The sequence below is a fragment of the Bradyrhizobium sp. T-12 genome, from assembly GCF_058314695.1.
This window is the reverse complement of record NZ_CM177756.1, coordinates 1,789,507-1,813,880: the sequence shown is the minus strand read 5'-3', so window position 1 is coordinate 1,813,880 and position 24,374 is coordinate 1,789,507. Positions and strand designations below refer to the sequence as shown.

The 24,374-nt window shown below is 66.1% G+C and carries 25 protein-coding genes; 13 read left to right on the top strand and 12 right to left on the bottom strand.

Annotated features, from left to right (window positions below):
* Positions 1 to 172: 172 nt before the first annotated feature.
* The 4 genes from AC0WRY_RS08635 to petA form a co-directional block, all read right to left on the bottom strand.
* Positions 173 to 637 carry a GNAT family N-acetyltransferase gene (locus tag AC0WRY_RS08635; RefSeq protein ID WP_194406598.1) on the bottom strand — a complete coding sequence of 155 codons (465 nt, stop codon included), beginning with the start codon at positions 635 to 637 and terminating at the stop codon, positions 173 to 175.
* Position 638: 1 nt separating this feature from the next.
* Positions 639 to 1,313, bottom strand: coding sequence for a dienelactone hydrolase family protein (locus AC0WRY_RS08630; RefSeq protein WP_194406597.1), 675 nt, complete (start codon positions 1,311 to 1,313; stop codon positions 639 to 641).
* A gap of 186 nt (positions 1,314 to 1,499) precedes the next feature.
* Complete coding sequence (gene fbcH, locus AC0WRY_RS08625) at positions 1,500 to 3,572, bottom strand: cytochrome b/c1 (RefSeq protein WP_194406596.1); 2,073 nt, start codon at positions 3,570 to 3,572, stop codon at positions 1,500 to 1,502.
* A 62-nt stretch (positions 3,573 to 3,634) separates the two neighbouring features.
* Positions 3,635 to 4,165 carry a ubiquinol-cytochrome c reductase iron-sulfur subunit gene (petA, locus tag AC0WRY_RS08620; protein WP_194406595.1) on the bottom strand — a complete coding sequence of 177 codons (531 nt, stop codon included), beginning with the start codon at positions 4,163 to 4,165 and terminating at the stop codon, positions 3,635 to 3,637.
* Between the two features lie 278 nt (positions 4,166 to 4,443).
* Here petA and AC0WRY_RS08615 point away from each other — a divergent pair, with 278 nt between their 5' ends.
* The 7 genes from AC0WRY_RS08615 (at position 4,444) to AC0WRY_RS08585 (ending at position 8,765) form a co-directional block, all read left to right on the top strand.
* The gene (locus tag AC0WRY_RS08615; RefSeq protein WP_194406594.1) at positions 4,444 to 4,902 is read left to right on the top strand and encodes a tRNA (cytidine(34)-2'-O)-methyltransferase; all 459 of its coding nucleotides are present in this window, start codon (positions 4,444 to 4,446) and stop codon (positions 4,900 to 4,902) included.
* A gap of 18 nt (positions 4,903 to 4,920) precedes the next feature.
* Positions 4,921 to 5,553 carry a 7-carboxy-7-deazaguanine synthase gene (queE, locus tag AC0WRY_RS08610; protein ID WP_194406593.1) on the top strand — a complete coding sequence of 211 codons (633 nt, stop codon included), beginning with the start codon at positions 4,921 to 4,923 and terminating at the stop codon, positions 5,551 to 5,553.
* A 19-nt stretch (positions 5,554 to 5,572) separates the two neighbouring features.
* Positions 5,573 to 6,460, top strand: coding sequence for an oxygen-dependent coproporphyrinogen oxidase (hemF, locus tag AC0WRY_RS08605; protein ID WP_194406592.1), 888 nt, complete (start codon positions 5,573 to 5,575; stop codon positions 6,458 to 6,460).
* Positions 6,451 to 7,209: an HAD family hydrolase gene (locus AC0WRY_RS08600; protein ID WP_194406591.1), complete on the top strand. Its 759-nt coding sequence runs from the start codon at positions 6,451 to 6,453 to the stop codon at positions 7,207 to 7,209. Before hemF ends, AC0WRY_RS08600 begins: the two co-directional genes overlap by 10 nt.
* Positions 7,210 to 7,505: 296 nt before the next feature.
* On the top strand, positions 7,506 to 7,970 hold the full coding sequence (locus AC0WRY_RS08595; RefSeq protein WP_194406590.1) for a GNAT family N-acetyltransferase: 465 nt from the start codon (positions 7,506 to 7,508) through the stop codon (positions 7,968 to 7,970).
* A 7-nt stretch (positions 7,971 to 7,977) separates the two neighbouring features.
* Positions 7,978 to 8,439 carry an acetyltransferase gene (locus tag AC0WRY_RS08590; RefSeq protein WP_491122938.1) on the top strand — a complete coding sequence of 154 codons (462 nt, stop codon included), beginning with the start codon at positions 7,978 to 7,980 and terminating at the stop codon, positions 8,437 to 8,439.
* Between the two features lie 122 nt (positions 8,440 to 8,561).
* A complete protein-coding gene (locus tag AC0WRY_RS08585) occupies positions 8,562 to 8,765 on the top strand; it encodes a YodC family protein (RefSeq protein ID WP_194406588.1) in 204 nt (67 codons plus the stop codon).
* Between the two features lie 174 nt (positions 8,766 to 8,939).
* On the opposite strand, the gene AC0WRY_RS08580 is transcribed toward AC0WRY_RS08585, so the two are convergent.
* The 6 genes from AC0WRY_RS08580 to AC0WRY_RS08555 all read right to left on the bottom strand — a co-directional run bounded on the left by AC0WRY_RS08580 (position 8,940) and on the right by AC0WRY_RS08555 (position 13,048).
* The gene (locus AC0WRY_RS08580; RefSeq protein WP_194406587.1) at positions 8,940 to 9,284 is read right to left on the bottom strand and encodes a hypothetical protein; all 345 of its coding nucleotides are present in this window, start codon (positions 9,282 to 9,284) and stop codon (positions 8,940 to 8,942) included.
* 178 nt (positions 9,285 to 9,462) lie between these two features.
* On the bottom strand, positions 9,463 to 10,233 hold the full coding sequence (locus tag AC0WRY_RS08575; RefSeq protein ID WP_194406586.1) for a sulfite exporter TauE/SafE family protein: 771 nt from the start codon (positions 10,231 to 10,233) through the stop codon (positions 9,463 to 9,465).
* The gene (locus tag AC0WRY_RS08570; RefSeq protein WP_194406585.1) at positions 10,230 to 11,498 is read right to left on the bottom strand and encodes a CCA tRNA nucleotidyltransferase; all 1,269 of its coding nucleotides are present in this window, start codon (positions 11,496 to 11,498) and stop codon (positions 10,230 to 10,232) included. The genes AC0WRY_RS08575 and AC0WRY_RS08570 overlap by 4 nt, the downstream gene beginning before the upstream one ends.
* Before the next feature lie 10 nt (positions 11,499 to 11,508).
* Complete coding sequence (locus AC0WRY_RS08565) at positions 11,509 to 11,772, bottom strand: DUF6111 family protein (protein WP_194406584.1); 264 nt, start codon at positions 11,770 to 11,772, stop codon at positions 11,509 to 11,511.
* Positions 11,769 to 12,440, bottom strand: a complete 672-nt coding sequence (locus AC0WRY_RS08560) for a CoA pyrophosphatase (RefSeq protein WP_194406583.1) — start codon at positions 12,438 to 12,440, stop codon at positions 11,769 to 11,771. Before AC0WRY_RS08560 ends, AC0WRY_RS08565 begins: the two co-directional genes overlap by 4 nt.
* Entirely contained in the window at positions 12,437 to 13,048 is a 612-nt protein-coding gene (locus AC0WRY_RS08555; protein WP_194406582.1) for a DUF1285 domain-containing protein, read from the bottom strand. Before AC0WRY_RS08555 ends, AC0WRY_RS08560 begins: the two co-directional genes overlap by 4 nt.
* A 273-nt stretch (positions 13,049 to 13,321) precedes the next feature.
* Between AC0WRY_RS08555 and AC0WRY_RS08550 the strand changes: the two genes are divergently transcribed.
* From AC0WRY_RS08550 to AC0WRY_RS08525, 6 genes are all read left to right on the top strand, one after another.
* Positions 13,322 to 14,320: an AAA family ATPase gene (locus tag AC0WRY_RS08550; RefSeq protein ID WP_194406581.1), complete on the top strand. Its 999-nt coding sequence runs from the start codon at positions 13,322 to 13,324 to the stop codon at positions 14,318 to 14,320.
* Entirely contained in the window at positions 14,320 to 15,264 is a 945-nt protein-coding gene (locus AC0WRY_RS08545) for a DUF58 domain-containing protein (RefSeq protein ID WP_194406580.1), read from the top strand. Before AC0WRY_RS08550 ends, AC0WRY_RS08545 begins: the two co-directional genes overlap by 1 nt.
* Positions 15,261 to 18,077, top strand: coding sequence for a DUF4159 domain-containing protein (locus AC0WRY_RS08540; RefSeq protein ID WP_491122937.1), 2,817 nt, complete (start codon positions 15,261 to 15,263; stop codon positions 18,075 to 18,077). The genes AC0WRY_RS08545 and AC0WRY_RS08540 overlap by 4 nt, the downstream gene beginning before the upstream one ends.
* 7 nt (positions 18,078 to 18,084) lie before the next feature.
* The gene (locus AC0WRY_RS08535) at positions 18,085 to 20,148 is read left to right on the top strand and encodes a hypothetical protein (RefSeq protein ID WP_194406578.1); all 2,064 of its coding nucleotides are present in this window, start codon (positions 18,085 to 18,087) and stop codon (positions 20,146 to 20,148) included.
* Between the two features lie 153 nt (positions 20,149 to 20,301).
* Positions 20,302 to 20,718, top strand: a complete 417-nt coding sequence (locus tag AC0WRY_RS08530) for a DUF2946 domain-containing protein (RefSeq protein WP_194406577.1) — start codon at positions 20,302 to 20,304, stop codon at positions 20,716 to 20,718.
* Positions 20,719 to 20,862: 144 nt separating this feature from the next.
* Complete coding sequence (locus tag AC0WRY_RS08525; RefSeq protein ID WP_491122936.1) at positions 20,863 to 23,232, top strand: TonB-dependent receptor; 2,370 nt, start codon at positions 20,863 to 20,865, stop codon at positions 23,230 to 23,232.
* Between the two features lie 96 nt (positions 23,233 to 23,328).
* Here AC0WRY_RS08525 and AC0WRY_RS08520 read toward each other — a convergent pair whose 3' ends face one another.
* On the bottom strand, positions 23,329 to 23,811 hold the full coding sequence (locus AC0WRY_RS08520) for a GNAT family N-acetyltransferase (protein ID WP_194406575.1): 483 nt from the start codon (positions 23,809 to 23,811) through the stop codon (positions 23,329 to 23,331).
* A gap of 42 nt (positions 23,812 to 23,853) precedes the next feature.
* Positions 23,854 to 24,372 carry a GNAT family N-acetyltransferase gene (locus AC0WRY_RS08515; protein ID WP_194406574.1) on the bottom strand — a complete coding sequence of 173 codons (519 nt, stop codon included), beginning with the start codon at positions 24,370 to 24,372 and terminating at the stop codon, positions 23,854 to 23,856.
* Positions 24,373 to 24,374: the final 2 nt, after the last annotated feature.

Below are 24,374 nucleotides of genomic sequence, written 5' to 3'. Positions count from 1 at the left end.
GCACCGGCCACCTCTTAGGAGGTGCGCCACCAAAGACGGGCTGGGCGGACGGCCGTGCTCATGGGCGGATACTCACCATCCGAGAGAGGCCATGTCAAGAGACGGAACCACGCCCCTGCCCGTCCGGGCCCTCTTTCGAGGCTTGAAAGCGTGAAAACAGCCTGACGGTTGTTCAGCCCTCGCGGACATATAGCAGGTCGATGGCGCCTTCTTCCTCGTTCATCCATCGATCGCGCTCGCGAAAGCCGTGTTTCTCGTAGAACGCACGCGCAGCGAAATTCTGCTCGAATACATTGAGCGTGAACCGGCCATGAGCACTCGCATGCGCACTCGCGATCGCTCGCTCCAGCAGCGCCGAACCGGCGCCGCGCCGGTGACACGATGGATCGACGAAGAGCTGATCGACATGCCGGCCCTCCAGCGCAATGAAACCCGCCATGGCGTCCGCCTCGAATGCTGCGAGTGTCCAGCTCCATTCGGCGAATTTAGGCGAATACCAGGCCTCGACCTCCTGCAGCGAATACGACCAGTTCATGAATTGATAGGCGATCAGGCAGGCGCGGTAGTGCACGAGACTGATCGCCTTGAGATCGTGCGTTTCGAGCGGCCGGAAGCTGAGGTTCGGGCTGCCCGTCATGCTACCCCAGATGCTTCCTGAAAAACTCCGTCGCCCGGCCCCAGGCGAGTTCAGCAGCTTCGCGGTCGTGTACGGCCTGGCGCTGCTCGTTGACGAAGGCGTGCTCGGCGTCATAGCGGAACAGCTCGAGCGACTTGCCGGCGGACTTCATGGCCTTTTCGAAGCCGCTGACCAGCTCCGGCGTGCACCAATCGTCCTTGTTGGCGAAATGAGCCTGCAGCGGGATCTTGACGTCGGCGGGTTTGGCCGCCTGCTCCGGTGGGATGCCGTAGAACACGACGCCGGCAGCGAGTTCAGGCACGTGCACCGAACCGATGATGGTCACGGCGCCGCCGAGGCAGAAGCCTGTCAGCCCGACCTTGGCGCCGTTGCGCGCCAGATATTGCGCGGCGCCGCGCACCGTCTGCGTGGTGGCGTCCATGAAGTCGAGGGAGTTCATCTCCTTGTTGGCGCTGTCCGTGTCGTGATACGGCACCACCTTGCCCTTGTAGAGATCGGGCGCCAGCGCATCGAAGCCGGCCAGCGCAAAGCGGTCGCACAGGCCCTTGATCTGGTCCGACAGGCCCCACCATTCCTGGATCACGACCACGCCCGGCGCGTTGCCGCGCGCGGCATTGGCGAGATAGCCCGAGGCGTCCTTGCCATCCGGGCGCTTGAAGGTGATGGCGGTTCCCATGGTGTCCTCCGATGAGTTTCTGGCAGAGCGATTGACGTGCATTTTGGCGGCTGGGACCGCGAGGCGCAATCCACACTCTCGTCATTTCGGGGCGCACGACAGTGCGAACCCGGAATGACCGAGAGCTGAGCTCAGAAAAAAAGCCCCCTTGCGGGGGCTTCTCATCTCTCGTTTCGCGCGCGCTGCTCAGTGCGAGCTGGCCCAGACCTTCTTCTTGGTGAAGTACATCAGGCCCGCGAACAGGATCAGGAAGATGAAGACCTGGAAACCGAGGCGCTTGCGCGCTTCCATGTGCGGCTCGGCGGTCCACATCAGGAACGTGGTGACGTCCTTGGAATACTGCGCCACCGTGGTCGGCGAGCCGTCGTCATAGGTCACCTGGCCGTCGCTGAGCGGCTTCGGCATCTTGATGGCGTGGCCCGGGAAGTACTTGTTGTAGTACGAGCCCTCCGGAATGGTGACGCCCTCGGGGACGTGATCGTCAAAGCCCTGCAGCACCGCCGAGACGTAGTCCGGACCCTGCTCCTGGTACTGGCTGAAGAAGTCGACGATGAACCAGGGGAAACCGCGCTTATAGGAGCGCGCCTTGGTGATCAGCGACAGGTCGGGCGGCGCCGCGCCGCCGTTCGCGGCACGTGCGGCCTGCTCGTTCGGGAACGGCGAGGGGAAATAATCCGCCGGCCGCCCTGCGCGCTCGAACATGTCGCCCGCATCGTTCGGACCGTCCTTGACCTTGTATTCGGACGCGAAGGCTGCCGCCTGCGCCACCGAATAGCCGGGCCCACCGGGCTCGGCGAGGTTGCGGAAGGAGACATAGGACAGCCCGTGGCAGCTGGCGCAGACCTCCTTGTAGACCTTCAGGCCGCGCTGCAGCGCGCCGCGGTCGAACTTACCGAAAGGGCCGGAGAACGACCATTTGTTGCCGGGAGGCGTGTCGCTGCCTTCAGACGCCTTCGCGCTGTCGACCGAGCCCGCGAACAGCGAACCCGCCAGTGCCAGCATGATCGCGGTCGACACCATCGGCGTCGATCGGCTGCCGGTCTTGGCCAGAACCGCATCGGAGATCGAGTTCGGCACGGGCCGCGGCTTCTCGATGCGCGAGAGCAGCGGCAGCACGATCAGGAAGTAGGCGAAGTAGCAGACCGTCAGAACGCGGCCGGCAACGACGTAGATGCCTTCCGGCGGCTGTGCGCCGAGATAGCCGAGCAGGATGCAGACCACGACGAAGATCCAGAAGAACTGCTTGGCCAGCGGACGATACTTCGACGACTTGGTCTTCGCGGCGTCCAGCCAGGGCAGGAAGCACAGGATGATGATCGCGCCGAACATCGCGACGACGCCCGCCAGCTTGTTCGGGATCGAGCGGAGGATCGCGTAGAACGGCAGGTAATACCATTCCGGCACGATGTGCGGCGGCGTCACGCCCGGGTTCGCCGGAATGTAGTTGTCGGCGTCGCCGAGATAGTTCGGCATGTAGAAGATGAACCAGGCGTAGAGCAGCATGAAGCAGGCGACGCCGAACATGTCCTTGATGGTCGCGTGCGGCGTGAACGGCACCGTGTCCTTTTCCGTCTTCGGCTCGACGCCGTCAGGATTGTTCTGGCCGGCGACGTGCAGCGCCCAGACGTGGAGCACAACGACGCCCGCGATCAGGAACGGCAGCAGGTAATGCAGCGAGAAGAAGCGGTTCAGCGTCGGGTTGCCGACCGAATAGCCGCCCCACAGCAGCGTCACGATGCTCTCGCCGAAATAGGGAATGGCGGAGAACAGATTGGTGATGACGGTGGCGCCCCAGAAGCTCATCTGGCCCCAGGGCAGCACGTAGCCCATGAAGCCCGTCGCCATCATCAGGAGGTAGATGATGACGCCGAGGATCCACAGCACCTCGCGCGGCTCCTTGTAGGAGCCGTAATAGAGACCGCGCAGCATGTGGACGTAGACCGCGAAGAAGAACATCGACGCGCCGCAGGCGTGCATGTTGCGCAGCAGCCAGCCGTAGTTCACGTCGCGGACGATCAGCTCGACCGACTTGAAGGCGAGATCGGCATGCGGCGTATAGTGCATCGCCAGGATCACGCCGGTCAGGATCTGCATCCCCAGCATGAAGGAGAGGATGGCGCCGAAGGTCCACCAATAGTTCAGGTTACGCGGGGTGGGATAGGCGACGAACGAGGAATGCATGAGGCCGAAGATCGGCAGGCGCCGCTCGATCCATTGCAGGGCCGGATTGCTCGGCTGGTAGTCGGATGGTCCGCTCATGATGCGATCCTGAGGAAATAAAACGACGAGACGGCGCGAAGCTTCGGACGTGCGTCCGAAGCTCAGCCGATCTGGATTTTGGTGTCGGAAACGAACGTGTACGGCGGCACCGGCAGGTTCGCGGGCGCGGGCCCCTGGCGGATGCGGCCGGACGAATCGTACTGCGAACCATGGCAGGGGCAGAAGAACCCGTCGTAGCTGCCTTCATGAGCGATCGGGATGCAGCCGAGATGGGTGCAGATGCCGATCACGACCAGCCATTGCTCGTGGCCGGACTTGACCCGGGCCTCGTCGGTCTGCGGATCGGGCAGGCTCGCCACGTTGACGGCGCGCGCCTCGTCGATCTGCTTCTTGGTGCGGTGGCTGATGTAGATCGGCTTGCCGCGCCAGAACACCTTGATGTCCTGCCCTTCGGCGACCGGGCTGAGATCGACCTCGATCGGCGCACCGGCGGCGATGGTCGAGGCGTCAGGATTCATTTGCGAGATGAAGGGCCAGAGCGCGGCTGCGCCCCCTACTGCGGCAGCTGCCCCCGTTGCAACGAATAAGAAATCACGGCGTGTCGGATGGTCCGCCGAAGACGCTGTCGTCACGATTCCAACCCTTTCTTCTTACGCAGCCGGCGGAACCGCTCCAGGAGGCGCCCATGAGGTCCCCGGAAAGGCTGCCGGCGCCCGCGGCCCCCCGCGGCGGCAGAACTTCGCTTATTCGCCTCTAAACAGGCGAAACAGCAGTCCAGAATCGTTCTATTGGCACCCTTGCCGGGCGAGCGCAAGCCCGCTATCGGCGCGGGGGCGTGCCATGCACGAATTCCCGGCCATGCGATGTTTTATTGAGACATTTCCGACCCGCAACCAACCCGCCACCCCCGATGCAGATAGCGCTTTTCCAGCCCGACATCCCACAGAACACCGGCACGATTCTCAGGCTCTGCGCCTGCCTCGGACTGGACGCCCATATCATCGAACCGGCGGGGTTCCCGGTCTCCGACCGCGCGTTCCGCCGGGCGGGAATGGATTACCTCGGCCATGTCAGCATCGTCAGGCACGACTCCTGGCTGAAATTCGAGGACTGGCGCGCCGCGCATGGCCACCGCCTGCTGCTGTTCACCACCAAGGCCGCCACCGACTATCGCGATTTCCGTTACCAGACGTCGGACATCCTGCTATTCGGGCGCGAGAGCGCCGGCGTCACCGACGCGGTGGTCGAGGCCGCGGATGCGCGGCTGGTGATCCCGATCAAAGCCGGGCTGCGGTCGCTCAATGTGGCCATGACCGCGGCGATGGCCGCAGGCGAGGCGCTGCGGCAGATCCGGAACCCGCAAGTTTGAAGGTTTGAGGAGAGACGATTGAGTTACGCGGTCAAGGAAATCTTCCTGACCTTGCAAGGCGAAGGCGCCCATGCCGGGCGCGCCTCCGTGTTCTGCCGCTTTGCCGGCTGCAACCTCTGGAGCGGGCGCGAGGCGGATCGGCTCGAGGCCACCTGCAAGTTCTGCGACACGGATTTCGTCGGGACCGACGGCACCCTCGGCGGCCGCTACGCCTCGGCTGCCGAGCTCGCCGATACCATCGCCGCACAATGGCGCGCCTCCACAGCCAACCGCTATGTCGTGCTCACCGGCGGCGAGCCCCTGCTCCAGGTCGATGCCGCATTGATCGAGGCGCTCCACGCCCGTGGCTTCGAAATCGGGGTGGAGACCAACGGCACCATCGAAGCGCCCGATGGCCTCGACTGGATCTGCGTCAGCCCCAAGGGCGGCAGCGAGCTGGTGCTGCGCCAGGGCCACGAGCTGAAGCTGGTCTATCCGCAGGCCCTCGCCGCCCCTGAAGCCTTCGAGCACCTCGCCTTCGAGCGCTTCTCGCTGCAGCCGATGGACGGCCCCGAGGTCATCGAGAACACCGCGCGCGCGATCGACTACTGCCTGCACCACCCGCAATGGCGGCTCAGCGTGCAGACGCATAAGTCGCTCGGCATCAGATAGAACGCGACCGGGAATGCAGATGGACAGTTCGACGATCGAAGACCGCAAGACCCGCGCCCGCACCTGGTTCGAAGCCTTGCGCGACGACATCTGCGCGAGCTTCGAGCGGCTCGAGGACGACGCGCCGCCAAGCCTTTATCCGGGCGAGGCCGGCCGCTTCAAGCGCACGCCCTGGCAGCGCACCGACCATACCGGCGCGGCCGGAGGTGGCGGGGTGATGTCGATGATGCATGGCCGGCTGTTCGAGAAGGTCGGCGTGCACTGCTCGACGGTGCACGGCGAGTTCGCCCCCGAGTTTCGGGCTCAAATTCCCGGCGCCGCGGACGATCCGAAATTCTGGGCCTCGGGCATCTCGCTGATCGCGCATATGCGCAATCCGAACGTGCCCGCCGTGCACATGAACACGCGCTTCGTCGTCACCACCAAGGCCTGGTTCGGCGGCGGCGCCGATCTCACGCCGGTGCTCGACCGCAGGCGCACGCAGGACGACGCCGACACCATCGCCTTCCACGCCGCGATGAAAGAGGCGTGCAACCAGCACGGCAGCGTTGCCGACTACGACAAGTACAAGAAATGGTGCGACGAATATTTCTACCTGCCGCACCGCAAGGAGGCGCGCGGCATCGGCGGCATCTTCTACGACTGGCACGACAGCGGCGACTGGGACGCCGACCTCGCCTTCACCGGGGACGTCGGCCGCGCCTTCCTGAAGGTCTATCCCGAGATCGTCAGGCGCAATTTCGAAAGCGCCTGGACCGCCGCCGACCGCGAGGAGCAATTGATCCGGCGCGGCCGCTATGTCGAGTTCAACCTGCTCTATGATCGCGGCACCATCTTCGGGCTCAAGACCGGCGGCAATGTCGAGTCGATCCTGTCGTCGATGCCGCCCGAGGTGAAATGGCCGTGACGACGATGAAGCCCGCCTTGAAGCCGCTGCCCCGCGCCATGCTGATCGACATGGACGACACCATCCTGTCCGCCTATGGCCGGCCCGAGATCGCCTGGAACACGATCGCGAACGAGTTTGCCGAGGAGCTCGCGCCGCTGCCGCCGCCGCAGGTCGCGGCCGCGGTGCTCGCCTTCGCGCGAAACTTCTGGGCGAACGCGGAAGCCGCATGGCGGATGAAGCTCGGCGAGGCGCGGCGGCTCACGGTGCGCGGCGGCTTTGCCGCGCTCGCCGCAAGCGGCCATCGCGCCTTGCCCGACGATCTCGCCGATCGCATCGCCGACCGTTTCACCACCTACCGCGAGGAAGCGATCTTCGTCTTCCCCGGCGCCCATGATGCGATCGACGCGTTCAGGGCCAGCGGCGTCAAGCTCGCGCTCGTCACCAACGGCGCCGCCGAGATGCAGCGCGCCAAGGTCGAGCGGTTCGAGCTGACGCATCGGTTCGACCACATCCAGATCGAGGGCGAGCACGGCTTCGGCAAGCCCGAGGAGCGCGCCTATCTGCACGCTATGGAGGCGCTCGGCGTCACGCCTGAGGACACCTGGATGATCGGCGACAATCTGGAATGGGAAGTCGTGACGCCGCAGCGGCTCGGCATCTATTCGATCTGGATCGACGTGCATGGTGACGGCCTGCCCGAAGGCTCGACCGTCAAGCCCGACCGCATCATCCGTTCGCTGACCGAGCTGGTGCCGGGCCGCTCCTGAGCAGGGGCTCCAAACAAAAAATGCGAAAACAACCCCATGCACAGTAGACGGCCCTAGCAGAATCAAAGGGTTACGGATTCTCCAAAAAAGGCCTTCTGATCCGTCGGGCAAAACAGGGGTATGATGCCATCGTCGAAACTTGCGGCGGGGAGATTTTGGCGCGAGTTGCAGTCATCTGCCGGCCTCGAACGGCAGCAGCCGCCAAAATTTCTTCGCCTGCTGACGTAACGACCTGCCGAGCTTGCACGTAGATGACCCCGCGGGCGCGTTTCAGCGCCAACGGGAGGCACGGCATCGTGAGTGGAGAATTGAACATCCGAAAAGCCGAGGCGAGCGACTATGCCGCCGTTCGCGCTCTTGCGGACGCACTGGCGGCTCATATCGAAGAGCCGCCGCCGCCTCTGACGCTGGACCGCTATGTCGCCTTCTATGCGCGCGAGCATGCGCCCGTGCACCTTTTCGTCGCGCTGCTTGGAGATCGCGTCGTCGGCATGATCGCGTGGATCCTGACGCACGAGCTCTATAGCGCTCAGGCCGCGCTCTACATCAGCGACATTGCGGTACACGCCGATGCGCGCGGGAAGGGCATCGGCAGAGCGCTGATGATGAAGGCCAAGGAGTGGGGCTCCGATTACGGCGTCACGAGGCTCGGCTGGGATGTCTGGAAGCACAACGCGTCGGCCATGCGATTCTATGAGCGCCTCGGCGCCACCGTCGACACCGAGGCCGTGCCGCATCTTCTGCGGCTGACGAACGACTAGCTTCATCATGGCTGGTTGGCGACTGCGGGCGTCGCGGCCTGACGACATCGAAGCGATGTACGAGGTGTGGCGTGCTGCCGTGCTGGCCACCCACGACTTCCTCAGCGAATCCGATTTCGCGGACATCTGCATTCAGGTCCGGCGAGACTATCTTCCGCATCGCGACTTCACCGTTGCGGTCGACGAGGACGATCGGGTGATCGGATTCATGAGGATGGAAGGAACGGAGATCGACGCGCTCTACATCGCGCCGGCGTTTCGCCGTCAGGGACTGGGACGGCGGTTCGTGGCCGAGGCGGCCTCTCGTGGCGAGAACCTCGAGGTCGAGGTGAATGCCCAAAACACCCAGGCCGTCACATTCTACGACGCGATGGGTTTTCGCGTCGTAGAATCGAAGCAAACCGATCGTGATGGGCGGCCTTATCCGCTGCTGCGACTACGGCGGAGTTTGCCTCGCGATCTCCCCTGATTTGCGTCGCCCTGCTCTCCACCTCTGCGTCGGCGGAATTCCCGCCTCGGCCGGCCGTGATCGGTCTGTCATCTCCGCTTGCTAGCTTGCCTTCCGGATCGATCACGCGAAAGGAACACGCGATGGACTTGAAAGCCGGCGATGTCGTGATGCTGAAATCCGGCGGCCAGCCGCTGACGGTTGCGGACGTGAAGCAGGACGAGGTGCTCTGCCTCTGGATGGGCATGGAAGGCGATCTGTTCCGCGAGACGCTGCCGCTGGCTGTGCTCGACCGCGTGGAAATCGAGGAAGAGGACGACGAGGACGAAGACGAGGACGAGGAGTAAGCACCGCCTAAGATCGCATTCCGGTCAGCCCGGCCTGCCCCGGTCCCAGTGCGTCCGATGTCCGCTTCTCTGCCCATCATGGCGCAACGGCGGACATCGCTGAATGTCGCAGAAGGGCCAACAGCGGACGTTCGCGATCTGGAACGGGGCCGCCAACTAATTGCGTCACCTTACTCATTTGATAAGGAGTTTCCGTGCATCTTCCGCCGCTCGGTCCAAGCGCATGCGGCTCTTCCCTTGGCCTAGTTCGTCACGATATTGGCTAAGAGAGAAAACACTGAGTTCTTTGACGGTCAGCGCCCCAGCAGTGCGCGGAATCTCAAAAGTAACAACCGACCGGTCATCGATAAGCACGGTGTATATGTCTTCGTATTGTTCTGTAATGGTTTTTAGCACGTGAAAAACCGTGCCGCGTAGGCCATTGGCCGCCATGAGGCTTATCAAGTCCGCGTCTTGACTACTTTCATGTTGCTGCAAGATGCGAGACTTGTATTTGTCGTGGAGCCGTTGCGGTGACATCCGTCTAATCCTTCCCGTCCCTTCGAGGAAAATGACAGCGGAGACCGACGTCTGCAATGGGTCAAAAGCTGCCGCGGACAATCGAGTTCAGCGACTTCCGATTGGCCCTCGGCAGCCGACGTTATGATAACGACCCGGATCGCGGAAAGCCGCGAATGCCCGATCGGGCCCAGGCAAGCTACGCCAAGAGCTGCCGCGCCGCCGCCGAGATCATCACCAGCCCGCCGGTGATCACCGCGACATCCAGGATCACCGTGTGGATATGCACGGGCATCCGCTCCACGAATGCCTTTGCCAGGAACGCGCCGGGGATCGCGATCGCGCCGATCAGGAGGGCTAAGGCCAGCACCTGCGCGGTGACGGCGCCGGCGAGGCCGAACACGGAAACCTTGATGAGGCCGGTGCCGAGCGAGATCATCGCGTCGGTCGCGATCACGGCGGCGCCCTCGAGGCCCGCGGCCATCAGGAGCGAGAGCAGGATCACGCCTGAGCCCGAGGTGCCGCCGACGAGAACGCCATAGCCGACCGAGCCGGCGGCAAGACCGCTGTCGGAGATCTTGACCTCGCGGCGGCGAAGCACCCGGCGCAGCGGCACGCTCAGGATCAGCATGGTGCCAATCACGAGAGCTGCGCCCGCATTGGTCAGCCGCGTGTAGCCATAGGCGCCGAGCGCCGTCGTCAGTGCGGCGCAGGCGAGCACGATAGCTGCGCGGCGGCGGTCGGCGTAGCGTAGATAGGCAATCGCGCGGCTGCAATTGGTGAAGATGGCGGAGATCGCGATGATCGGCACCACGGGCTCGGCGCCGACCAGCGGCACCAGCACCAGCGGCATCAGGGCGCCGGTGCCATAGCCGGCGAGACCACCGATGACCGAAGCAAACAACGCCATCAACGCGACCAGCAAGAGCTGAAAGATCGAGATGTCGGCGAAGGCTGAGACGATGGTCACGTTCTCTCGTCGCGGCTGATGCGGGCCGCAGCTTGATCGGCGATGGAAGCGAGCGCGGCATCATCTAGTGGAAAATCCGCCGCAAGCCAAGCGTCCTCGGCGAGCGTCAACACATGCCCGAGCGCGGGTCCTTCGGACAATCCGCGCGCGAGGAAATCGGCGGCTTTCAGCGGAAATTTCGGCGCAGTCCAGCGCTGCGGCAGCTCGGCGAGCGCGCGCCAGCGCATCGAGGTGACATCGCCGCCGTTCCTCGCCCAGCCGAGCAACACGCGATCGTGATAGCGCTCAGGCCCGAGCCGGTAGAGCAGCCGCCGGGCATTGGCATCGTCCTTGGTGGCGAGGCGCCACCAGCGGTGGCCCATCGAATCCAGCGCCTTGGTCTCGGCATTGGACAGCCGCAAGCGCGTGGCGACGCGCTTGGCATCCTCGGTCACGGCGACGGTCAGCGCGGCGAGGCGCCGCGTGCTGCTCGCGGCGAGGCAGAGCTCGCGCTCGATCGCGATCATCGTCGCCAGCGGCCCGGTGTAGACGACGCCGCCGACCAGCGCCTGCAGCAAGCCGCCCTCGGCCATGGCCAGCGCGGCGGCCGCGGCGCCCGATGCCACCAAGAGCTTCAGCATTTCCATACGCACCCGCTCGGCCGAGAGGCTGGCGAGGCCGTCGCGCCCGCGGATGCAGGCGAGCGTGCCGTCGCGGTCGGGCTCGCCCGCGCCGAACGCGGCGTGGATGCGGAAGAAGCGCAGGATGCGCAAATAGTCCTCGGCGATGCGCTGGTCGGGATCGCCGATGAAGCGCACGCGGCGCGCTCTGGCATCCGCGATGCCGCCGACATGGTCGTAGACGACGCCCCTCGCATCGACCGACAGGCCGTTCATGGTGAAGTCGCGCCGCTCGGCGTCCTTCACCCAGTCGCGGCCGAACGCGACCTTGGCCTTGCGGCCGAAGGTCTCGGTGTCCTCGCGCAGCGTCGTGACTTCGTAGGGGTGGCTGTCGATGACCAGCGTGACGGTGCCGTGATCGATGCCGGTCGGCACGCTCTTGATGCCGGCGGCCTTGGCGCGCCGCATCACCTCCTCCGGCCGCGCCGTGGTGGCGATGTCGATGTCGCCGGGCAAAAGGCCGAGCAGCGCATTGCGCACGGCGCCGCCGACCACCCGCGCCTCCTCGCCGTCGGCATTGAGCAATCGCAGGACACGCGCGGTCCCGCCCGAGATCAGCCAGGGCGCATCGGCGAGTATCGGCGCAACCAGGGGCTCCTGGCTCATCGTGCCGCCCCTATCTTTCCACGCCAGGCACCAGCCTGCCGTTCTCGATATGGGCGGGAATATAGGTCGAATCCGGGGCGGCGCCGGAGAAATGCGCGAAGCCGATCAACCCCGCGATGACGAGCACGAGCGCTGCCAGGACGAGGCGCGCCACGACGGTGACCGGCCAGGACGAGCGCGCGAACAGGCCGGAGCGCGTTGCGGCCAGGAACAGCGCATAGACGGCAAAGGGAATGAGGAAGATTCCGATCTCGGTCAGAACCGGCCGGATCATGACGAATAGATCCGCTCATACAGCACACGCAGCATTCCGGCCGTCGCTCCCCAGATGTAGCGTTCCGCGAACGGCATGGCGTAGTAGAACCGCTCCATGCCGCGGAATTCCTTGCTGTGCACCTGATGGTTCACGGGGTTCATCAGGAAGGATAGCGGCACCTCGAAGGCGTCATCAACCTCCGAATGGTTGATGCTGAGCGAAAAGCCGGGCCGCACCCTGGCGACCGTCGGTAGGATGCGGAAGCCGAACGCGGTGCCATAGAGATCGAGATAGCCGAGCGGCTCGACGAAATCCCTGGACAGCCCGACCTCCTCCTCGGCCTCGCGGAGCGCCGCGTCCAGCGGCGAGGAATCGGTCGCGTCGATCTTGCCGCCGGGAAAGGCGATCTGGCCGGCATGGTCGTTGAGATGGGCCGAGCGCTGCGTCAACAGGATGGTCGGCTCCGGATGATCGACCACGGCGATCAGGACCGCCGCGGGCCGCACCGGCTGCTCGCGCGCGACGATCTCCAGCATCTTGTCGGTGCCGGGATCGCCCGAGGCGGGAATGATGTTGGGATCGTAGAGGCCGGCCGGCACGTCGAAGCCCAGCTTCGCCTTCGAGCGGGCGAAGAAATCCGCCGCGCCAATCGCGACTGGATCTTTCTTCAGGATTGGCTTGTTCAAAGCGCGGCCCTCACCTGCTCCGCATCGGCCATGGCGAAGAATTCGCCGGATGATTCGACGCCGAACATCGGCTGGCCATCGACCATCCGCTCCTCGCCCATGTCAACCAGATCGTAATAGAGCGCCCGCGTGACCTTGGCCCAGAGATCGGCGCGGACATGCAAATAGGGCGTCAGCCCGCCGTCCGCCGCCTGCTCGAAGCGCAGCCGGTGCGCGGCATCGCAGGTGACCCAGTCGTCGACATTGGTGCGGAAGCTCAGCACCCGCTGGCGGCCCTCGCCATGCGTCAGCATCTCGACCGCCATGAACGGCGCATCGTCGACGCGGATGCCGACCTTCTCCACCGGCGTGACCAGGAAATGCTTGTCGCCCTCGCGCTTGAGGATGGTCGAGAACAGCCGCACCAAAGCGGGACGTCCGATTGGCGTGCCCAAGTAGAACCAAGTACCATCGGAGGCGATTCGGATGTCGAGATCGCCGCAAAACGGCGGATTCCACAGATGCACCGGCGGCAGGCCCTTTTTGGCGCCTTCGGTATTGGCAGCGTTTTTGGCAGCGGCCGTTAGCCCTTCGAGACCGTGATTGGCGCTCTGCCCTTGGTTCGCCATGGTTTGCCCTGACTTTGTCCTTGGCACGTTTGGTGCAGGTCTACGTTGTACTCGGGTGCACGGTTCCACCCCGGATGAGCCCGGTGTGGGAGGTCGCCACTTCGTGATGCCGTACATAACCCGAAGCCGATAAGGTGGGGATAGGTTAATTCAACGAATACATGGCCTTCCTGCAAGTCTAGCATGGGGCCCATGATCTAACGTGATGATCTGACGTGATGCGATGACATGACGGCCTAGGCAAGCCGCATGGCGGGCTGAAGGAGCGAACGGATGGCGGAGAGTGTCGAGAAACTCGAGGACGGGATCGTCCGTTCGGCCGAGCAGGTGTCGGGCCAGATTCGCGCCGCGAAGGAAGCGATCGCGTCCGTCATCTTCGGGCAGGATCGCGTGATCGAAAACACGCTGGTCACCATCCTCTCCGGCGGCCATGCGCTGCTGATCGGCGTGCCCGGCCTTGCCAAGACCAAGCTGGTCGAGACGCTCGGCGTGACGCTCGGCCTCGATGCCAAGCGCATCCAGTTCACGCCGGACCTGATGCCGTCCGACATTCTCGGCGCCGAAGTGCTGGACGAGAGCACCGCGGGCAAGCGCGCCTTCCGCTTCATTTCGGGTCCGGTGTTCGCGCAGCTGCTGATGGCGGACGAGATCAACCGCGCCTCACCGCGCACGCAGTCTGCGCTGCTGCAGGCCATGCAGGAGCAGCACATCACCGTCGCCGGCGCGCGCCACGATCTGCCGAAGCCGTTCCACGTGCTCGCGACGCAGAACCCGCTGGAGCAGGAAGGCACCTATCCGCTGCCCGAAGCGCAGCTCGACCGCTTCCTGATGGAGATCGACGTCGACTATCCCGATCGCGACGCCGAACGCCGCATCCTGTTCGAGACCACCGGCGCCGAGGAAACGCTGGCGAAGGGATCGATGACCGCGGACGCGCTGATCACCGCGCAGCGGCTGATCCGGCGCCTGCCGGTCGGCGATTCCGTCGTGGAGGCGATCCTGTCGCTGGTGCGTTCGGCCCGTCCGGGCGCGGAGAGCGGCGAAGCCGGCAAGTTCATCGCCTGGGGCCCCGGCCCGCGCGCCAGCCAATCCTTGATGCTGGCCGTGCGCGCGCGTGCGCTGATCGACGGGCGCCTCGCGCCCTCGGTCGACGACGTGCTCGACCTCGCCGAGCCCGTGCTGAAGCACCGCATGGCCCTGACGTTCCAGGCGCGCGCCGAGGGCCGCACGATTCCGGACGTGATCAAGCAGCTCAAGACACGGATCGGTTGATGGCAGCGGAGAACGGGCACACGGCGAAGGAGATCATCGCGATCCGACGTGCCGATGGCGAAAGCCGCACGCTCGCCGCGTCCTTGCCACGCCTGGTGCTCGAAGCCCGCCGTATCGCCGCCAACGTCATCCACGGCCTGCACGGCCGGCGCCGCGCTGGCTCCGGCGAGAATTTCTGGCAGTATCGCCGCTTCGTCTCCGGCGAGCCGGCGCAGAACGTCGATTGGCGGCGCTCGGCGCGGGACGACCATCTCTATGTCCGCGAGCTCGAATGGGAAGCCTCGCACACTGTGTGGATCTGGCCCGACCGCTCGCCCTCAATGGCGTTCGCCTCGAAGACCGCGCGCGAGTCCAAGCTCGAGCGGACGCTGATCGTCGCCTTCGCGCTGGCCGAGCTCCTGGTCTCCGGCGGCGAACGCGTCGGCATTCCCGGGCTGATGGCGCCGACCGCGAGCCGCAGCGTGATCGACAAGATGGCGCAGGCGATGCTGCATGACGATGCCGATCGTCTCAGCCTGCCGCCGTCCTTCGTGCCTGCCGCGCTCGCCGAGACGATCGTGCTGTCGGATTTCTGGTCGCCGATCTCCGAGATCAGGACGACGCTCGCCGGACTCTCCGGCTCGGGCGCGCACGGCACGCTGGTGCAAATCGTCGATCCCGCCGAAGAATCGTTCCCCTATTCCGGCCGCGTCGAGTTCGTCGAGCCCGAAGGCTTCGGCGTGATCACCGCCGGCCGCGCCGAGAGCTGGGCGCAGGACTACACCACGCGGCTCGCGCTGCACCGCGACCAGATCCGCGCCGAGACGGGCAAGCTCGACTGGCTGTTCACCACGCACGCCACCGACCGCTCCGCTGCTGAACTCTTGCTGTTCCTGCATGCCGGCATGCAGGTGAGCAAGTCGGGCGCCCGCGCCACGACCATCAAGGCGGGGCCTGCCGCATGATGGGACTGCCGCTCGCCTTCACCGAACCGCTGCTGCTGATCGGCCTCGTCAGCCTCCCGGTGCTGTGGTGGCTGCTGCGTGTGATGCCGCCCCGGCCGCGCCGCATCGAGTTTCCGCCGACGCGCCTGTTGTTCGACATCGCCCCGCGGGAAGAGACGCCGTCGCGGACGCCGTGGTGGCTGACCGCGCTGCGTCTGCTTGCGGCTGCGCTGGTGATCTTCGCGGCCGCAGGCCCGATCTGGAATCCGCAGACCGGCCTCGCCGGCAGCAAGGCGCCGCTGATGATCATGTTCGACGACGGCTGGAGCGCCGCATCGCACTGGGACGTCAGGGTCAGGGCCGCCGACGAGCTAATCGCCAATGCCGACAACGACCGCCGCGCAATCGCGCTGGTGCCGCTGTCCGAGCCGAACCGCGACATCACCCTGATGCCGGCGGGCGCCGCGCGCGTCGCGCTGCGGCATCTCGCGCCAAAGCCCTATTCCATCGACCGCGTCGACACGCTCGCCGCGATCGACCGCTTCCTGAAAGCGACCGGCGATTGCGAGATCGCCTGGCTGTCGGACGGCATCGACACCGGCCGCGGCGAGGAGTTCGTGACCGGGCTCGGCAAGACCGTCGGCGAGCGCAGCCTGACCATCTTCGAAGGCGGCACCTCCTCGCCACTGGCGCTGGTCGCGGCCGAGAACGCCGCCGCACGGATGACGGTGAAAGTGCTGCGTACCGACAGCGGAATCGCGATCGGCACCGTGCGGGCGCTGGACCAGAAGGCCTCGCCGATCGGCGAGGCGCGCTTCTCGTTCGGCCCGCAGGACAAGGAGACCGACGCGGCGTTCGACCTGCCGGTCGAGCTGCGCAACGACATCACGCGGCTCGAGATCTCGGGCGAGCGCTCCGCCGGCGCGGTGCAGCTGCTCGACAAGCGCTGGCGCCGCCGCGCCATCGGCATCGTCTCGGGCGCGACCAGCGAGACCGCGCAGCCGCTGCTGGCGCCGACGTTCTATCTCACCCGCGCGCTGGCGCCGTTCGCCGACGTCAGGCTTGCCGACAAGGGCTCGCCGCAGCAGGGCATCACGCAGTTTCTGGACCAGAAGCTGCCGATGATCATCCTCGCCGATGTCGGCACCATCGCCCCTGAGCTGCGCGAGCGGCTCAACGCCTGGATCGACCAGGGCGGCGTCCTGGTCCGGTTCGCAGGTCCCCGCCTCGCGCAGGCCGAGGACGATCTGGTGCCGGTCAAGCTGCGCAAGGGCGGCCGCACGCTCGGCGGCAGCCTGACCTGGGAGAAGCCGCAGCATCTTGCGACCTTCGCCGCCGACGGCCCGTTTGCCGGCGTGATGGTCCCCAGGGACGTCACCGTGAGCCGCCAGGTGCTGGCCGAGCCCGACGCGGTGCTCGCCACCAAGAGCTGGGCCTCGCTGGAAGACGGCACGCCGCTCGTCACCGGCGAGCATCGCGGCAAGGGGCTGGTCAGCCTGTTCCACGTCAGCGCCGACATGCGCTGGTCGGACCTGCCGATGTCGGGCACCTTCGTCGAAATGCTGCGCCGGGTGGTCGACATGTCCGGCTACACGTCCAAGCCCGGCGCAGGCGTCGCCAGCGAAGCGACCACCGAGACGGTGGCGCCGCTGCACATCCTCGACGGCTTCGGCGCCTTCGGCCCGCCGCCGGCGACCGCAAAACCCCTGCCCGCGGACTATCGCGACCGCGCCACGTCAGATCATCCGCCGGGCTTCTATGGCCCGGCCGAAGGACCGCTCGCCGTGAACACGCTTGCCAGCGCCGACCGCATCGCGGCCCTCAACACCGCGAGCCTGCGCGCCCGGCACGCCACCTACACCAACGCCGAGCCGCAGGACCTGCGCGGCTGGCTGCTGTCGACCGCGCTCGCGCTGTTCCTGATCGACGCCATCATCGTCGCGGTGCTCGGCGGCGGGATCGCCGCGCTGCTGCGCCGCCGCGCCGCGCCCGCCATGATCGTGCTTGGCTTTGTCCTTGGCCTGCTGTTCGCATCGCTCGTCCCGGCGCCATCTCGCGCCGACGATGCCACCGACGATTTCGCGATGCGAGCGACGGCGCAGACCCGCCTCGCCTATGTCGTGACAGGCAATGCCGACGTCGATTCCATCGTCAAAGCGGGGCTGAACGGGCTGACGCTGTTCCTGGCGCAGCGCACCGCGCTCGAGGCCGGCGACCCCGTCGGGGTCGATCCCGCGCGCGACGAGCTCGCCTTCTTCCCGCTGATCTACTGGCCGATCGTGCCGGGCGCGCCCAAGCCGCCGCAGGACGCCATCAACAAGATCGACGCCTACATGAAGCAGGGCGGCACCGTGCTGTTCGACACCCGCGACGCGATCGAAGCCCCGCCCGGCGCGAACGGCGCCGCGCAGACGCCGGCCATGCAGACGCTGCGCCAGATCCTGTCCTCGCTCGACGTGCCCGAGCTCGAGCCGGTGCCGCGCGAGCACGTGCTGACCAAGACCTTCTATCTGCTGCGCGACTTCCCCGGCCGCTTCGTCACCGGCCAGACCTGGGTCGAGACCCTGCCGCGCGACGAGGACGAGGACAGCGCGCAGCGGCCGGCGCGCGGCGGCGACGGCGTCTCGCCGATCATCATCACCTCGAACGATCTCGCCGGCGCCTGGGCCGTGCGGCCCGACGGCCAGGCCATGCTGCCGGTGACCGGCGGCGACACCCGCCAGCGCGAATTCGCCTACCGCGCCGGCGCCAACATCGTGATGTACACGCTGACCGGCAATTACAAGGCTGACCAGGTGCATGCACCGGCGCTGATCGAACGGCTGGGGCAATAGGATCGTCATGAACTACGGCATCGCCTTCACGCCGCTGGTCCCCACGATCGTGCTGTGGCTCGCGCTCGCCGCGATCGTCGTCATCGCGCTCGTGCTGCTGGTTGCGCGCGCGCGCGGCGCCGCCGTGCGCGTGGCCGCGCTGGCGCTGTTCCTGCTCGCGCTCGCCAATCCCTCCTTCACCCGCGAGGACCGCGAACCTCTCACCTCGGTCGCCGCTGTCGTCGTCGACAAGAGCCCGAGCCAGAATTTCGGCAGCCGCAATCGTGAAGCCGCGCAGGCGCAGGAAGCGCTGGTCGACGGCCTGAAGAAGATCAAAGGGCTGGAAGTGCGCGTCGTCGAGGCCGGACAGGCTGACGGCGAGACCGACGGCACAAAACTGTTCGGCGCCCTCGCCTCGGCCCTGTCCGACGTGCCGGTCGACCGCGTCGCCGGCGCGTTCCTGATCACCGACGGCCGCGTCCACGACATTCCGGCGAACGCCGCCGCGCTCGGCTTCCAGGCGCCGGTACACGCGCTGATCACCGGCCAGAAGGACGAGCGCGACCGCCGCATCGCGATCACGGCCGCGCCGCGCTTCGGCATCGTCGGGCAGACCCAGACCATCAGCTACCGCCTCGACGACCAGGGCGTCACCGGCGAACGCGCCAGGGTCACGATCCGCAGGGACGGCGAGGTCATCAACGAGCGCACGCTGTCGAGCGGCCAGGCCGCGAGCGTCGACGTCGACATCAAGCATGCCGGCCCGAACATCGTCGAGATCGAGGCCTCCCCGCTCGAGCGCGAATTGACGCCGGTGAACAACCGGGCCGTCGTCGCCATTGACGGCGTGCGCGACAAGCTGCGGGTGCTGCTGGTCTCTGGCGAGCCGCATTCCGGCGAGCGCACCTGGCGCAACCTCTTGAAGTCCGACGCCAGCGTCGACCTCGTGCACTTCACCATTCTGCGTCCGCCGGAGAAACAGGACGGCACGCCGATCAACGAATTGTCGCTGATCGCGTTTCCGACCCGCGAATTGTTCCAGCAGAAGATCAACGAATTCCAGCTGATCATCTTCGATCGCTACGCGCGCCAGGGCGTGCTGCCGATCGCCTATTTCGATAACATCGCGCGCTATGTCCGCGGTGGCGGCGCGGTGCTGGTCTCGGCCGGACCCGATTACGCCTCCAACACCAGCATCTGGCGCACGCCGCTGGATACGGTGCTGCCGGCTGAACCGGTCGGGGTGACGGAAAAGCCGTTCTATGCGCATCTGTCCGACATCGGCAAACGCCACCCCGTGACGCGCGCTCTCGAGGGCTCGGCCTCCGAGCCGCCGCGTTGGAGCCGTTTCTTCAGGACGGTCGACACCCGCAATTCCGTCAACCCGCCTGTCATGACGGGCGCCGACGGCAAGCCGCTGCTGTTCCTGTCGCGCTTCGGCGACGGCCGCGTCGCGCTGCTGCTCTCCGACCACATCTGGCTGTGGGCGCGCGGCTATGAGGGCGGCGGCCCGCATCTCGACCTGCTCAGGCGGATGTCGCACTGGCTGATGAAGCAACCCGATCTGGACGAGGAGGCGCTGCGCCTGCAGGTGCAGGGCAAGGACCTCGTCGTGGTACGCCAAACCATGGCGGACAGCGTCCAGCCGGTGAGCGTGACCTCGCCGTCGGGCGTGTCGAACGATTTGACGCTGAGCCCGGGCGATCCCGGCGAATGGCGCGCCAGCCTTCCCGCGAGCGAGCTCGGCCTGTGGCAGGCCACCGACGGCACGCTGAAGGCACTGATCAATGTCGGCCCGACCAATCCGAAGGAGTTTTCGGAAGTCACATCGACGGTCGATACCCTGAAGCCTCTGGCCCAGGCGACCGGCGGCAACGCGGTGCGCGTGGCAAGCAGCGCCAGCGTCGAGCTGCCGCGCATCCTCCCGGTGCGTTCGGCCAGCGTCTTTGCCGGTGACGGCTGGATGGGCGTGCGGATGCGCGATGCCAGCGTCGTCAAGGGCGTCGGCGTGCTGCCGATCTTTGCCGGCCTGATCGGACTTCTGCTGCTGCTCGGCGCGTTCGCGGCGACGTGGGTGCGCGAGGGGCGCTGAGCGCTCCGTTGCTCGAACGCCACATCGGCCCGCCACCCCTCGCTGCTTGGTTCGAGAACCGTTGACATCTACTCATGGGTCGAGTGATGTTACATTATAACATCGCGACGCCCTCGGATCTGGCGCCTTGCGATGTGGGGGTAGCTTGTTCCGATGAAGTGGTTCCGGTCGAATATCAGGCACGGCGCCCGGCTCGCGTTGTTCGCGATGCTGGTGCAGTTCGCGCTGACGTTCGGGCACAGCCATTGGTTCGCGCAGGCTGCACCGCTTGCCCAGGCCACACTGCAGCAGACCGACGGCGGCAAAGACAGTGCCAAAGACCAGGCTTCGGCCGACCGCTCCGCGATTCACAAGCCATCGCCCTCGACCCCCGATGGCGACCATCCGGCTGACGACAATTGCGCGATCTGCGCCGTCGTCGCGATGGCGAGCACGATCCTGTTCGCGACGCCGCCTCTCTTGCAGCTGCCGCAGGCGATCGACCTGCTCTACCGCACCACTGACGCCGAATTTCTCCATCTGAAATCGGCCGGCACGGCGTTCCAGCCGCGCGCTCCTCCCGCGTCCTGATCTCCAACGATTGATCATGCCTGGGCTCGCCGCCGATCGGCGCATGCCCGGGATCCGTTGAAGTCGAATTCCGTCGCGCCGCGACGGCAGGCCGCCTCCGATCAGCAGACCATCATGCGGACGGCGCCTGACTGGAATCAGGACATGTCATTTCAATCGCGACGCGCGCAGCGTCTTGGCGGAGCAAGCCTGCTCCTGCTCGGTGCCGCCGCCACACCGGCTTTCGCCCAAACGCCTGCGCAAGACAAATCGTCGACCGAAATCCCCGCTGTCACCGTGACGGCCCCGAGCCCGATCGTGCGCAGAGCGGTGGTGCCGTCCCGCAATCCCGGCCGCGGTACGAGAACGGCACGTGTGCGCAACCGCGAGCAGGCGGCGGAAGCAACGCCGGCAACGGCCGCGCCCGCCATACCCCAGCAGGGCGTGCTGCCTGTTGTGACCAACCAGTTCGCGACGGTCACGGTGGTGCCGAACGAGGAGATCCGCCGCGAGGGCGGCGGCCAGCTCGGCGATCTCCTGTTCTCCAAGCCCGGCATCACCGGATCGAGCTTCGCGCCTGGCGCCTCCAGCCGGCCGATCATCCGCGGGCTCGATGTCAACCGCGTCGGCATCGTCGAAAACGGCACCAATTCGAGCGGCGCATCCGATCTCGGCGAAGATCATTTCGTCCCGATCGATCCGCTCGCCACCAACCAGATCGAAGTGGTGCGCGGGCCTGCTGCGCTGCGCTACGGCTCGACCTCGATCGGCGGCGTCGTCAGCGCCACCAACAACCGGATTCCAGATGCGGTGCCATCCTGCGCGCCGTCATTCCAGGCTTACGGCCTGCCGACCAAGGCCCCGCTCGCAAGCGCCTCGACCTCGCCTTGCGTCACCGCCGAGACGCGCACCGCGTTCTCTTCGGTCGACCGCGGCGTCGAAAGCGGCGTGCTGCTCGACACCGGCGGCGGCAATTTCGCGTTCCACGCCGATGCCTATGGCCGCACGACCTCGGACTATTCCATTCCGGGCTATCCTTATCTGAATGATCAGTCGCGCCCCGTGAATGGCCGCCAGCCGAACTCGGCGACGCGTTCGGACGGTGCCTCGATCGGCGGCTCCTACTTCTTCCAGGGCGGCTATATCGGCGCGTCGATCACGCAGAACGACTCGCTCTACCACATCCCCGGCATCGACGGCGCCGACCACCACACGCGGATCGACGGCCACCAGACCAAGATCAACGTCAAGGGCGAGTACCATCCCGATGCGGCCGCGATCGACACGGTGCGCTTCTGGGCCGGCGCGACCGACTACCGTCACAACGAGATCGGCCTTGCCGATCCCGCCGATCTCAACAGCGACGGCATCCGCCAGACCTTCACCAACAAGGAGCAGGAGATCCGCACCGAGGTGCAGCTGATCCCGTTCAACGCGCGCTTCGCCGAGGTGACGACCGCGCTCGGCTTCCAGGTCGGGCATCAGGAATTGAGCGCGCCGAGCCCGGACAATCCCGGCACGTTGTTCAACGGCCTGTGGGACCCCAACAACAGCACACGCGTTGCCGGTTACGCCTTCAACGAGTTCAAGTTCACGGCTGCGACGCGGGCGCAGGTCGCCGGCCGCATCGAGCATGTCGAGCTGCACGGCACGACGCCGGACTTCCCGGCGGATTACCTCCCCGACGGCGCGCCGCAGGCGGCGATCGCGCGCAATCCATCGTTCACGCCGAAGAGCGGCAGCATCGGGCTGTTGCAGGACCTGCCCGGCGGTATGGTCGGCAGCATCACCGCGCAATATGTCGAGCGCGCGCCGAAGGCGGCCGAATTGTTCTCGCGCGGTGGGCACGACGCGACCGCGACGTTCGACATCGGCAATCCCAATCTCACCATCGAGACGGCGAAATCGGTCGAGCTCGGCGTGCGCAGGGCAACGGGGCCGTTCCGCTTCGAGGCGACCGTCTACTACACGCATTTCGACAATTTCATCTATCGCCGCCTCACCGGCGTGTCCTGCGACGACGACTTCGCATCCTGCGGCACCCCGGGCGCCGAGCTGAACCAGGCGGTCTACTCGCAGCGCAACGCGAACTTCCGCGGCGGCGAATTCCAGTCGCAGCTCGACGTCGGCGCCTTCCAGGGCGGCATCTGGGGCATCGAGAACCAGCTCGATTTCGTCCGCGCCACGTTCAGCGACGGCACCAACGTGCCGCGCATTCCCCCGATGCGCATGGGCGGCGGCGTGTTCTGGCGCGACGACAACTGGCTGATGCGCGTGAACCTCCTGCACGCCTTCGCGCAGAACAACGTCGCGGCGATCGCGGAGACGCCGACGGCAGGCTACAATCTGCTGAAGGCCGAAATCAGCTACAAGACCAAGCTCGACCGCAACTGGTTCGGCGCACGCGAGATGATGGCCGGCATCGTCGGCAACAATCTCCTCAACGAGAACATCCGCAACTCTGTGTCCTACAACAAGGACGAGGTCTTGATGCCCGGCATCGGAGTGCGGGCATTCGCGAACTTCAAGTTCTGAGGCGGAATGCGGTCGGGGCCTTTAGGGCCCCGACATATGCCTGTTCAGCGGTGGGCTATAGCCCAGATGGAGCGCAGTGAAATCGGGGCTGCGGACTCACGCCGAGCGCGCGAGCCGCTTCTCGAAACGCCATTGATCGACGGGAAATGGCCCGATCGAGGTCTCCGACATCATGACGAAGGTGCCGACGTTGTCCCAGCCGCTCTTTTCGTAGAATCGCGCGGCACGCATGTTGCCGACCGCGCATGCGAGCCACGCCAATTCGACACCCCGCGCCGCGAGGCGTTTCTCGGCGTCCGCGATCAGTGCGGCAGCCACCCCCGTCCCGTGGGCAGCCTGCGACACGAAGAGCTGATACAATTCGTCAGACTTGATCGCGCAGAAGCCCGAGGGCGTGCCGACCGGGCCCATGACAATGATGGTGTCGAGCATGGCTGCGAGGCGATCACGAAAGTTCGGCAACGTGCGGAGGCGGACGAGCTCGGGCGGTGCGAGCGAGGCGTGCGAGCCGTGCCAGGCGTCGTGCCACACCTGCGCGAGGTGATCGATCTCGGCGGGGTCGGCGGGACGCACCTGCATGGTCGTGACTCCAAGAGATCGCCGTAGCCCGGAGCTATATCCCTATCCTGCCCGCGCCTTGCTCCAGTCCGGGCCGACCGGGCCCGACACGCCCTCGAAGGCGCCATCGACGAGCTCGAACACCAGGATGCGGGCGGCATCGACCGGGCCCGGCATGGTGACGCGGCCCTTGGGGACCTGCTTGAAGCCGACGCGGCTGTAATAGGGCTCGTCGCCGACCAGCAGCACGATGGAATGGCCCTTGGCCTTCGCGTCCTTCAGCGCGCGCTCCATCAACTGCCGGCCGATACCGCGATCGCGGAATGGCGGCTCGACGGTAAGCGGCCCGAGCAGCAAGGCCGGTGTCTCGCCGACCAGCACCGGCAGTTGCCTGACCGAGCCGACCAGCAGCGTGCCGATGCGGGCGGTGAACGACAATTCGAGCAGGTGATCGACGTGCTCGCGGATGCGATAGGCGCTGAGCACGAAGCGGCCGGGGCCGAACGTACGTTCGTGCAACCGTTCGATCGCCTGGGCATCGCCGGCAGCTTCGGGAAGGATGGTCAGTGAGAGATCGGTCATGT

What these genes read in the sequence shown, in the direction of transcription:
- AC0WRY_RS08635 (WP_194406598.1), bottom strand. Translation starts at nt 637, where the DNA reads ATGACGGGCAGCCCGAACCTCAGCTTCCGGCCGCTCGAAACGCACGAT.
- AC0WRY_RS08630 (WP_194406597.1), bottom strand. Translation starts at nt 1,313, where the DNA reads ATGGGAACCGCCATCACCTTCAAGCGCCCGGATGGCAAGGACGCCTCG.
- fbcH (WP_194406596.1), bottom strand. Translation starts at nt 3,572, where the DNA reads ATGAGCGGACCATCCGACTACCAGCCGAGCAATCCGGCCCTGCAATGG.
- AC0WRY_RS08615 (WP_194406594.1), top strand. Translation starts at nt 4,444, where the DNA reads ATGCAGATAGCGCTTTTCCAGCCCGACATCCCACAGAACACCGGCACG.
- hemF (WP_194406592.1), top strand. Translation starts at nt 5,573, where the DNA reads ATGGACAGTTCGACGATCGAAGACCGCAAGACCCGCGCCCGCACCTGG.
- AC0WRY_RS08600 (WP_194406591.1), top strand. Translation starts at nt 6,451, where the DNA reads ATGGCCGTGACGACGATGAAGCCCGCCTTGAAGCCGCTGCCCCGCGCC.
- AC0WRY_RS08590 (WP_491122938.1), top strand. Translation starts at nt 7,978, where the DNA reads ATGGCTGGTTGGCGACTGCGGGCGTCGCGGCCTGACGACATCGAAGCG.
- AC0WRY_RS08585 (WP_194406588.1), top strand. Translation starts at nt 8,562, where the DNA reads ATGGACTTGAAAGCCGGCGATGTCGTGATGCTGAAATCCGGCGGCCAG.
- AC0WRY_RS08580 (WP_194406587.1), bottom strand. Translation starts at nt 9,284, where the DNA reads ATGTCACCGCAACGGCTCCACGACAAATACAAGTCTCGCATCTTGCAG.
- AC0WRY_RS08570 (WP_194406585.1), bottom strand. Translation starts at nt 11,498, where the DNA reads ATGAGCCAGGAGCCCCTGGTTGCGCCGATACTCGCCGATGCGCCCTGG.
- AC0WRY_RS08565 (WP_194406584.1), bottom strand. Translation starts at nt 11,772, where the DNA reads ATGATCCGGCCGGTTCTGACCGAGATCGGAATCTTCCTCATTCCCTTT.
- AC0WRY_RS08555 (WP_194406582.1), bottom strand. Translation starts at nt 13,048, where the DNA reads ATGGCGAACCAAGGGCAGAGCGCCAATCACGGTCTCGAAGGGCTAACG.
- AC0WRY_RS08550 (WP_194406581.1), top strand. Translation starts at nt 13,322, where the DNA reads ATGGCGGAGAGTGTCGAGAAACTCGAGGACGGGATCGTCCGTTCGGCC.
- AC0WRY_RS08545 (WP_194406580.1), top strand. Translation starts at nt 14,320, where the DNA reads ATGGCAGCGGAGAACGGGCACACGGCGAAGGAGATCATCGCGATCCGA.
- AC0WRY_RS08540 (WP_491122937.1), top strand. Translation starts at nt 15,261, where the DNA reads ATGATGGGACTGCCGCTCGCCTTCACCGAACCGCTGCTGCTGATCGGC.
- AC0WRY_RS08535 (WP_194406578.1), top strand. Translation starts at nt 18,085, where the DNA reads ATGAACTACGGCATCGCCTTCACGCCGCTGGTCCCCACGATCGTGCTG.
- AC0WRY_RS08530 (WP_194406577.1), top strand. Translation starts at nt 20,302, where the DNA reads ATGAAGTGGTTCCGGTCGAATATCAGGCACGGCGCCCGGCTCGCGTTG.
- AC0WRY_RS08525 (WP_491122936.1), top strand. Translation starts at nt 20,863, where the DNA reads ATGTCATTTCAATCGCGACGCGCGCAGCGTCTTGGCGGAGCAAGCCTG.
- AC0WRY_RS08520 (WP_194406575.1), bottom strand. Translation starts at nt 23,811, where the DNA reads ATGCAGGTGCGTCCCGCCGACCCCGCCGAGATCGATCACCTCGCGCAG.
- AC0WRY_RS08515 (WP_194406574.1), bottom strand. Translation starts at nt 24,372, where the DNA reads ATGACCGATCTCTCACTGACCATCCTTCCCGAAGCTGCCGGCGATGCC.